The following is a 9,628-nucleotide window of genomic DNA, read 5'->3' on the forward strand; positions in this document are numbered from 1 at the left end:
GCAGCAGGGCGGTCGTGGCGGGCAGCGGCAGGGCGCACCGGCGCCGGCCAACGACGCGATGGCCGAAGCCCTGCGCCGCGCCGGCCTGGCCTGACCCCGTTCGGCACGTCAACCCCGCCCCGTCCCGTCGATCATGGAGTTGTGGTGGGCGACAAATCGCCCGAGAAACACCAAGCCAGGCACCACAACTCCATGATCGCCGAAGCCGAGCCGCCCCTCTCCGTCGATCTTGCACTTACTGTCCCGACATAGCCGGCAATCCGCCTATCTCGACAACCGAAACTGCAAGATCGGCGCGGGTGCCCACCCCCTGGCCCAGACCCGGCCGGGACGACCGCGGGCGGCGGCCGGCGCGGGCGGCGGGGAAATCCGCTGGCGTGGCCGCGAGGTTCGGGTCGATGATCTCGCGGTGAGGATGCACGCCGATCAGGTTGACGTGAGCGTGGACGTGGTTTCCGCGCTGGTGTCCGAGCAGTTTCCGCGGTGGCGGGGCCTGCCGGTCCGGCCGCTCCCCTCGACCGGCACGGTGAACGCCCTGTTCCGGCTCGGCCCGGACATCGTGCTGCGGTTTCCGCTGCTCCCCTCGACCGGACCCGAGCTGCGCGCCGAACTACGGCGTGAGCAGGAGTACGCCGTGCTGCTCGGCGCGCACCTGCCGGTCCCGGTGCCCGAACCGCTCGGCCTCGGCGAGCCGGGCGACGGGTACCCCGGGCCGTGGACGGCGTACCAGTTCATTCCGGGCGAGACGGCCCAGCCCGACCGGATCGGCGACCTCGACGTGTTCGCCGGTGACCTGGCCGCCGTGGTGACGGCCCTGCGCGGCATCGACACCGGCGGGCGGGCCTGGTCCGGGAACGGGCGCGGCGGGCCACTGGCCGACGAGGACACCGGCGTACGGGCCGCGCTCGCGGTCAGCGGCGCGCTCACCGACACCGCCGCGCTCACCGAGGTGTGGGCCCGGTGCCGGGACGCGGGCCGCGACGACCCCACCGACGTGTGGATCCACGCCGACCTGATGCCGGGCAACCTGCTGGTCCGCGACGGTCGACTGGCTGCCGTTATCGATTGGGGAACGGCCGGCTTGGGTGACCCCGCGGTGGACCTGATGCCGGCGTGGAACATGCTCGACGCGGGTTCCCGGGAGACGTACCGGCGGGCGTTGGGCGTGGACGACGCGACCTGGCAGCGGGGGCGCGGCTGGGCTCTGCTGCAGGCGATCAACGCGCTGCCCTACTACGTCGACACCAATCCGGTGATGGCCGGCATCGCCCGGCACACGCTACGGGCCGTGCTCGACTGAGTCGGCTCGCGTACCGTCGGCGTCGTGGGTGAGCGAGACGCCCGAGAGTGGCGGGATCAGCAGCGGCAGGCGGTGCGGGCGCACGCCGACGCGGACGCGCGGCGGCGGGCCGCCGAGCAGGCCGAGGCGGCGAAGCTGGTGGCCTGGTTCGTGGCCGAGGCGACCCGGCGGGGGCTGCGCACCACCCGGCTGGTCGCCCGGGGTTACGACGGGCGCGGGCGCTACCGGACCAGGCTGACCGGCTGGTACGTCGACCGGGCCGAGACCCGGGCGGTGGACGTGGCCGGCCGGTTCCACCTGCTGACCGTGCCGGGCGGTCTGCGGGCCCGGCTGTTCGGCGCTGACCCGGAGCCCAGCCCGGCGCCGTTGGTGGTCGGGGCCGGTGGCCGCGACGGCGAGTCGATCCCGTTGCGGACGCTGCTCACCCGGTTGCTGGACGACGGAACCGGCGAGCCAGACGCCACCACAGGACCTGCTGCACCACGAGGGTGAGCAGTCCGGCCAGGACGATCGCGCCCAGGTTGATCACCAGTTGGAGTGCCGAGCCGCCCGCTTCGTCCCACACTCCGTAGGCGGCGGCCACCGCCACGTTCGCCGCGGCCGGGACCGTGGTCACCGAGATCAGCACCCCGACCAGGCTGCCGGACTTCTTCGACGTCAACGAGAGCATCCCGGCCACGCCGGCGAGTAGACCGACCACCCAGGACAGCGCGTCCGGCCGCCAGATGAAGTCGGTGAGTGGGCGTTCGGCGAGCAGCATCTCCCGGCTGACCAGGCCGGCTGCGGTCAGCGCCCAGGTGCTCAGCACGGTCGCCACCATGGCCGCCAGGAAGCCGACCACGAGAGCCTGCACCGAGCGGCCGATCACCCCGAGCCGGCGGCGCAGCAACGCCACGCACAGCGCGGCGAGGGGGCCGAACTCCGGACCGACGACCATCGCCCCGACGATGAGAATCGGCTGGTCCAGCAGCACCCCGATGCCGGCGATCATGGTGGCCACCACGATCAGCACGAGGTACGTGCCGGACAGTTCCGTCTGCTCGCCGGTCTTCGCGGCGATCTCGTCCCAGACCACCGCGTCCGCGCCACTGCCCGGTGCCCGGTGCGCCGCCCGGTCGGCCGCCGCGGAGATGGTCAGCTCGATGTCCTCGGCCGCGATGCCGCCGCTGGTGTCCACGCCGATCCGCCGCAACTCCCGCAGCACGCGGTCGGCGCTCTCCCGCACCACGTCGCAGAGGATGAGGTCACCCTGCGGTTGCCGGGCGGCACCAGGCAGCACGGCGAGGTGGGTCACCCCCGCCTCTGCGGAGAGCAGGTCGACAACCTCCGTCGACCTGCTCTCCGGGGTGATCACCCTCAAGTGCAGCACGCGCCATCCCCCTCGCAGGTCCGGCCGTTTCTTCCCTCGCCCGACCGGCCGTCGCGACTCTACAGCGCGCCCCGTCGAGGCAGGGAGCTGCACAAGGCCGAGGGCACAACGTGCCGGCGCTGCGCGCCACCAGTCTGGACGAGCTGTCCACGGTCCGGAACGTGCTTCGCCGAGGTCAGCGCCGCCGGTGGCTCTCCACCGCCTCGCACAGCGCCCGCTCGACCCGCTCGGCGCCGGCGGCGACGGAGAAGACCCGGTCGTAGTGCGCCCGACCGGCCTGACCGAGCAGCTCAAGCTTCTCCCGGCCCAGGTCGCAGAGTTCCCGCAGGGCGTCGGCGATCGAGTCCGGGTCACCCGGTCGAGCGGTGATACCGGCACCGCTGTCCCGCGCGACGGCGGCGGCGTCCCCCTCCGCGGCGACCAGCAGGGCCCGCCCGGCGGCGAGGGTGGCCTGCACCTTGCTCGGCATCGTGTACGCCGACATGCCGCCCGGTCGCAGGCTCACGTAGTGCGCGTCGCCGGTGGCCATGAGCGCGGGCATCCGCTCCCGGGGCACCCGGCCGAGGAACCGCACGTGTGTCGCGTTCGCCTCCTCGGCCCGCCGTCGTAGCCGCTCCTCGGTGGTTCCGGAGCCGGCGATCAGGCAGACCAACCGCGGGTCGCGGATCCGGGCGCAGGCGTCGATGAGCGAGTCGAGCCCCTGCGCCTCGCCTAGCGTTCCGGCGTACACCAGCACCACCTGGTCCTCGCGGAGCCCGAACTCCGCGCGCAGGTCGGCGACGCGGGTACGCGGTGTCTCGTCGGCCCAGACCGGAATGTGGACGAGCTTCTCCCGGGGCACGCCTCGGCCGGCGAGCAGGTCGGCGGCGCCGGGCGAGACGTACGCGACCCGGCCGGCGCTGCGGTACATCCCACCGCACCAGCCGGCCATTCCCCGTTCGATCATCCGCGACACCCGGTCGGTGCCGAGGAAGCCACTGGCCACCGCGCTGTCGGGCCACAGGTCCAGGACGTGCAGCAGCACCGGCACCCGCTGCACGTACCGGGTGAACCACATGGGCAGGGCGACGCTGATCGGTGAGTTCCCGACCCAGAGGGCGTCCAGGCCGCGCAGGGCCGACGTGCCGGAGACCAGCGCCGAGGCGGCGAAGGAGCCGTAGTTGGCCAGCCGTCGCAGCGCGGAGCGGTCATGGCTGGGATAGAGGGCCACCCGGCGGATCCGGGTCGTTCCGTCGACCTCGTCGAGGCGGCGTGTCACCCGGTAGCCGGGCGCCAGCTCGCCGGTCGGGTAGTTGGGGAAGCCGGTCAGGACCTGGACCTCGTGTCCTCGACGGGCGAGGGCTCGGGCGAGCATCCCGGGGAGCGCCGCGGCGCCCGGCTCCGGGTCGAACCACTGGGTGAGCAGGCCGATCCGCATGGGCGTCACCTCGCCGCCGAACCGGCGACGGGGCGGGCGGGCTGCTCGCCGTCGGCCTGCCATAGCGTGGTCAGCGACTCACCGAGGTCGTACGCGGGCGCCCACCCGAGCACCCGGTTCGCGCGCTCGATGTCGGCGCACATCCAGGGCACCGCGGCCGAGCGGCTGGCATCGGGCGCGAAACTGCCGTCGCGGATGTCGCCGGTGAAGGAGGACACCTCGGCCAGCAACTGGACGACGTCGCGCGTCGCCACCGCCTTGCCGCTGCCCACGTTGAAGACCCGCGCGGGCCCGGGCCGGCAGCGCGCCGCGGCGAGGACCGCCGTGGCGACGTCCCGCACGTCGACGAAGTCCCGGTACGTGTCGTGCAGACCCACGGCGATCTCCCCCATTCCGGTGGCGACCGCGGACCTCACCATCGCGGTCACCCGAGTGAGCACATTGCCCGGCGGCATTCCCGGCCCGACCGGGTTGAAGATCCGCAACACCATCGTGTCGAGGCGGCCGGCCCCGCCGGCCAGCTCCGCCAACCGGGTGGCGGCCAGGTGGCTGAGCCCGTACTCGCTGACGGGTGCGCCCGGGTACTCCTCGTTGACGGCGAGGCCGTGCGGCACGGTGCCGTACTCGGCGGCCGAGCCGATCCGGATCAGGCGGGCGCCGGGGGCGGCGGCGGCCACCGCCTCGATCAGTTTCGCGGTCGCTACGACGTGCGCCTGCACGAAGTCGTACCCGGAGCCGACGATCCGCCCGGCCGCCGTCACCACCACGTCCGGTCGCTCCCGGGCGACAAGCGCGGTCAGGTCACGCAGCTCGATCCGGACCAGGTCACACTCCGCGCGGGTGATCGACCGGACGGTGGTGTGGGCGGCCAGCGCCGTCCGGATGTGTCGGCCGAGGAACCCACCGGCGCCCAGGAGCAGGACCCGGTTCATCGCCGGTCGGCGGAGTCGTGTTCGGCGCTCGCCTGCGCGGGCGGGTTGCCGGTGAACTCGTGCCAGGTGGCCGCGCCCGGCGCGGAGATTCCCTGGCGGCTGAGCACCACCCAGATCGTGGCCAGGACGATCCTCAGATCCAGCAGGAAGGACCGCCTGTCGACGTACTCGACGTCGTAGGTGAACTTCGCGTCCCAGTCCAGCGCGTTGCGGCCACGCACCTGGGCCAGCCCGGTGATACCGGGCCGTACGTCGTGCCGTCGGGCCTGTTCCGGGTTGTAGAGGCTGAGGTAGCGGACGAGGTGCGGGCGGGGACCGACCACGCTCATCTCGCCCCGCAGCACGTTCCAGAACTCCGGCAACTCGTCGAGGCTGCTGGCCCGCAACCAGCGGCCCACCCGGGTCAGGCGATCCGCGTCGCTCACCAGCCCTCGGTCCGGGTCGGGGTGGCGCATCGTGCGGAACTTGACCACCTCGAACAACGTGCCGTGCAGCCCCGGTCGGGTGTGCCGGAACAGCACGGGACGCCCGTGCGCCACCAGCACGACCAGGGCCACCAGGGCCAGCACGGGAGCGCCGAGCAGGAGGACGAGAAGAGCGCCGAGGACGTCGAGAAGCCGCTTCCAGCGATCGTACGGTCGCCGTGTCGTAGTGCCGTCCCGAGGTGTTTCCCGACCGGTCGTCAGGTCGGAAGCACCGGCGCGCGGGTGCGCCGCGTGGAGAGCAACTTTTGGCATGGAGTACGCATACCACCTTTCCAGAGCACCAACTCCGTCTTTAGCGCTAACGACTTTCGGCGCGTCGACAATGGGGGGCCGAACGGGCCACTTCGACAACGCCGAGCGTTGTTCGCATATCTGTCGGCAGGCCGCCACGAACAGCGAACACGACTCGAATTCCTTTTGGCGGAAGAGGTCACGGCGCCTCTGGTCCAAGCGTAGGGTCGCGTTCGACGAGAATCCGATTCCCGAGGATGGCCCCCCGGGAAACAGGCAGGAGAAGATGTGGTTTCCTCGCTTTCGGACCGGCGATTCCTGATCACCGGTGGCACCGGATCCTTCGGCCAGACAATGGTTTCCCGACTGCTCGACGCCGGGGCCGCCGAGGTGCGCGTACTCAGCCGTGACGAGTCGAAACAGGACGCGATGCGGCACCGCCTCGGCGACGACCGGGTCCGCTACTACGTCGGTGACGTCCGGGACTACGACAGTGTGCTCAAGGCCGCGCGGGGAATGGAGTTCGTCTTTCACGCCGCGGCGCTCAAGCAGGTCCCCTCCTGCGAGTTCTTCCCGCTGGAGGCCGTCCGCACCAATGTGCTCGGCAGCGCGAACGTGGTGGACGCCTGCGAGCGGGTCGGCGTGGAGGCGCTGGTGCTGCTGAGCACCGACAAGGCCGTCTATCCGGTCAACGCGATGGGCATGACCAAGGCCCTCATGGAGAAGGTCGCGCAGGCGCACTCCCGCAACAACCCCGAAGCCCGTACCCGGGTCTGCTGCGTGCGCTACGGCAATGTCATGTACTCGCGTGGATCGGTGATCCCGCTGTTCATCGAGCAGATCCTGCGGGGCGGGCTGCCGACGGTCACCGAGCCGTCGATGACCCGGTTCCTGATGTCCCTGCCGCAGTCGGTCGACCTGGTGGAGCACGCCTTCCGGTACGGCCAGCCCGGTGACGTCTTCATCCGCAAGGCCGACGCCTGCACCATCGGCGATCTGGCCACCGCGCTGTGCAACCTGTTCCGGGTCCCGGCGAAGTTCAACGTGCTCGGCATCCGGCACGGGGAGAAGCTCTACGAGACCCTGGCCAGCCGCGAGGAGTTGGCCCACGTCGAGGACCTCGGCGAGTTCCTCCGGGTGCCGGTGGACAGCCGCGACCTCAACTACTCCCTCTACTTCGAGGAGGGCGACGTCGAGAGCGGCAACCTGGCCGACTTCCACTCGCACAACGCCCGGCGGCTGTCCGTACCGGAGATCGAGTCGCTGCTGCTGACGCTGCCCGAGGTGCGGGCGCAGGTCGAGGCCGCGGCGGCGGCGGTCGTAACGGCATGAGCACCGGTACCGCCGGACGGCGCCCGGAGCTGGTTCCCCGCCGACGCAGCGGCCCCGGCGAGGAGGAGCCGCGTCCGACGCGACTGGTCCTCGTCGTCGGCGTCACCGGCATGCTCGGCCACGCGGTCATCCGCGAGCTCAGCGACGACCCGGACCTCGACGTCCACGGCGTCGCCCGGAGCATCGAGGACCGCGCGGGGTGGTACCCGCAGCGCCTGCTCGACCGGATCACCCCGGCCGTCGACGCGACCCGGTTCGGCCAGGTCCGGCAGCTCATCGACGACCTGCGGCCGGACGTCGTGGTCAACTGCGTGGGTGTGATCAAGCAACGGCCGGACGTGCAGGACGCGGTGCAGACGGTCACCCTCAACGCGCTCTTTCCCCACCTGCTCGCCGACGCCTGCGGGCAACTCGGCAGCCGCCTGATCCACGTCAGCACCGACTGCGTCTTCTCCGGCCGGCGGGGCGGCTATGTCGAGGACGACCTGCCGGACCCACCCGACCTCTACGGGCGGTCCAAGCTGCTGGGTGAGGCGCGCGGGGCCCCGGCGCTCACGCTCCGCACGTCGATCATCGGGCACGAGCTGGTCACGAACCGCTCGCTGGTGGACTGGTTCCTGTCCCAGCGGGGGCAGGTACGCGGCTTCACCCGGGCCATCTACAGCGGCGTGACGACAGTCGAGTTCGCCCGACTGCTCCGTACGGTGATCCTGCCCCGGACGGAGCTGACCGGGCTCTACCACGTGGCCGCCGAGCCGATCTCCAAGTACGACCTGCTCCGCCTGATCGCCGAGGTCTACGGGTGGCCCGGCAACATCGTGCCGGACGACGAGTTCGCCTGCGACCGGTCGATGAACGCGGACGCCCTCGCCCACGCCACCGGCTATCGACCGCCCAACTGGCCGGACATGATCCGGGCGATGCACACCGCCAGGGCCCGCTGGGCTGTCGAACCGGCCCGACCGGGCCTACAGGACGTGCCTCGCTGAGGGCGGTCCCACCCGACGACCGCCGGCAACGCCTGCGGCCGGACTTCGAAGGACATCACGTGGGAAACCGGATGGGCCAACTGGGCCTGCTCGTCGGCGCGACGTGTCTCGTGGTGGTCACCACCATCGCGGCCATCACCGTCCCGCTGGTCGCGACCGGGTTGGTGGCGCTGGTGCTGCTGCTCGCCTTCACCCGGCGGGTGGACGGCTGGCGGTGGATGCTGGCCCTGACCATGGGGCTGCTGGTCTGCGCCTCGTCCAACGTGCCGGCCCTGGTCGAGGCCAGCTTCTATCCCCGGTACGCGGCGGTCGCCGGCCTGGTCCTCTGGGGGCTCTGCCTACCGGCCCGGACGCCGGCACGCACCGACCTCTGGACCCGCGTGTTCGTCGCCGCGCTCTGGGCGATGGCCGGCCTCGCCACGGTGAGCTTCGCCTGGTCGGTGGTCCCGATGGAGACCCTCCAGCGGGGCGTCGCGCTGCTGCTGCTGGCCGCCCTGGTGCACGTACTCATCCGACGCCGGTGGCCCGATCGTGCGGTCATGATGGCCGACCTGCGCGTGGTCTACCTGGTCCTCACCGCGTCCATCGTGGTCAGCCTCGGCATCGGGTTCGCCGACGGCACGCTCGTCGCCGCGACCTCCAGCGTCACCCGGTTCCAGGGGCTCTACAACAACCCGAACATGCTCGGCATCGTCTGCGCCCTGACGATCCCGCTGGGCTGGGCGGTCTACCGGCAGTCCCGGCGGCACGTCGCGCTGCTCGGCATGGTGCCGGCCGCCGCCAGCCTCCTGCTGTCGCAGTCGCGCACCGCGCTGATCGCCGTGCTCGTCGGCGCGCTCTGGCTCGTGCTGCGCTACGGGCTCGGCCGGATGGTCCGCCTGGCCGCGGGGGTGACCGCCCTGCTGCTGGTGGCACACCTGCTCAACCTGCTGCCCACCATCTTCGCCGCGCCCTGGATGCGCCAGTTCGTCCTGCGCTTCACCGACCCCACCGGTGGTGACCTGTCCAACGGCCGCACCCAGATGTGGCAGGCGACCATCGACCTGTGGTGGCAGAACCGCCCCACGCTGGGCTTCGGGTACGCGTCGCGCAACCACCTGTTCGAGCTGGCCAGCGCCGACGAGTTCTTCGGCACCACCGGCGTCAGCGTGGTGCACAACAGCTACCTGCAGTTGCTGCTGGAGCTGGGGCTCGCCGCCGTGGTGCCGCTGGTGCTGCTGCTGGTGGCCGCCGGGCGGGTCGTCCTGCGGGCCCCGGTACGCCGGGCCGACGCGGGTCTCGTCTGGCTCGTCGTCACCGGTCTGCTGATCCAGGTCACCGAGTCGGCCATGTTCGGCACGGGCCAGACGTACCCGTACGTGTTCTGGACCGTGGTCGCCGCCGCGCTGCTGCACCTGCCCAAGAAGCGGGACCCCGTCGACCGGGATGCCGCCGCCCGCGCCGACCTGCCCCACGCGGAGGCACGCCAACAGCGGGCCGGCGTGTTCGACGACAGAGCGCCGCGCCGACCCGCCGCCGCGCTGCGTTAGAGACCGCCGACGGCGGCAACCGGGGGCCCTGCCGCGCGCACGCG

The 9,628-nt window shown here is 71.9% G+C and carries 9 protein-coding genes; 5 read left to right on the forward strand and 4 right to left on the reverse strand.

Annotation, left to right across the window (positions count from 1 at the left end; translation table 11 throughout):
* Positions 1-415 precede the first annotated feature (415 nt).
* On the forward strand, positions 416-1,300 hold the full coding sequence (locus PSH25_RS30565; RefSeq protein WP_238662360.1) for an aminoglycoside phosphotransferase family protein: 885 nt from the start codon (positions 416-418) through the stop codon (positions 1,298-1,300).
* 24 nt (positions 1,301-1,324) lie between these two features.
* Positions 1,325-1,792 (forward strand): hypothetical protein, encoded by a 468-nt coding sequence (locus tag PSH25_RS30570; RefSeq protein WP_238662354.1) that lies wholly within the window; start codon positions 1,325-1,327, stop codon positions 1,790-1,792.
* Here the strand turns inward: PSH25_RS30570 and PSH25_RS30575 are convergent.
* From PSH25_RS30575 to PSH25_RS30590, 4 genes are all read right to left on the reverse strand, one after another.
* Entirely contained in the window at positions 1,722-2,669 is a 948-nt protein-coding gene (locus PSH25_RS30575) for a DUF389 domain-containing protein (RefSeq protein ID WP_238662355.1), read from the reverse strand. The two genes, PSH25_RS30570 and PSH25_RS30575, sit on opposite strands and share 71 nt — an antisense overlap.
* Before the next feature lie 175 nt (positions 2,670-2,844).
* Positions 2,845-4,086, reverse strand: a complete 1,242-nt coding sequence (locus PSH25_RS30580) for a glycosyltransferase family 4 protein (protein WP_238662356.1) — start codon at positions 4,084-4,086, stop codon at positions 2,845-2,847.
* Between the two features lie 5 nt (positions 4,087-4,091).
* The gene (locus PSH25_RS30585) at positions 4,092-5,018 is read right to left on the reverse strand and encodes an NAD-dependent epimerase/dehydratase family protein (protein WP_238662357.1); all 927 of its coding nucleotides are present in this window, start codon (positions 5,016-5,018) and stop codon (positions 4,092-4,094) included.
* A complete protein-coding gene (locus PSH25_RS30590) occupies positions 5,015-5,755 on the reverse strand; it encodes a sugar transferase (RefSeq protein WP_372492888.1) in 741 nt (246 codons plus the stop codon). Before PSH25_RS30590 ends, PSH25_RS30585 begins: the two co-directional genes overlap by 4 nt.
* Positions 5,756-6,022: 267 nt before the next feature.
* Here PSH25_RS30590 and PSH25_RS30595 point away from each other — a divergent pair, with 267 nt between their 5' ends.
* The 3 genes from PSH25_RS30595 to PSH25_RS34080 are packed head-to-tail and all read left to right on the forward strand — an operon-like array spanning position 6,023 to position 9,584.
* Positions 6,023-7,066 (forward strand): polysaccharide biosynthesis protein, encoded by a 1,044-nt coding sequence (locus tag PSH25_RS30595; RefSeq protein ID WP_308193760.1) that lies wholly within the window; start codon positions 6,023-6,025, stop codon positions 7,064-7,066.
* Positions 7,063-8,055: a dTDP-4-dehydrorhamnose reductase family protein gene (locus PSH25_RS30600; protein ID WP_238662358.1), complete on the forward strand. Its 993-nt coding sequence runs from the start codon at positions 7,063-7,065 to the stop codon at positions 8,053-8,055. Before PSH25_RS30595 ends, PSH25_RS30600 begins: the two co-directional genes overlap by 4 nt.
* 59 nt (positions 8,056-8,114) lie before the next feature.
* Positions 8,115-9,584 carry an O-antigen ligase family protein gene (locus PSH25_RS34080; protein ID WP_238662359.1) on the forward strand — a complete coding sequence of 490 codons (1,470 nt, stop codon included), beginning with the start codon at positions 8,115-8,117 and terminating at the stop codon, positions 9,582-9,584.
* Positions 9,585-9,628: the final 44 nt, after the last annotated feature.

The sequence above is a fragment of the Micromonospora foliorum genome (genome assembly GCF_022229015.1).
In the GTDB taxonomy this organism is placed as follows: Bacteria; Actinomycetota; Actinomycetes; order Mycobacteriales; family Micromonosporaceae; genus Micromonospora; species Micromonospora foliorum.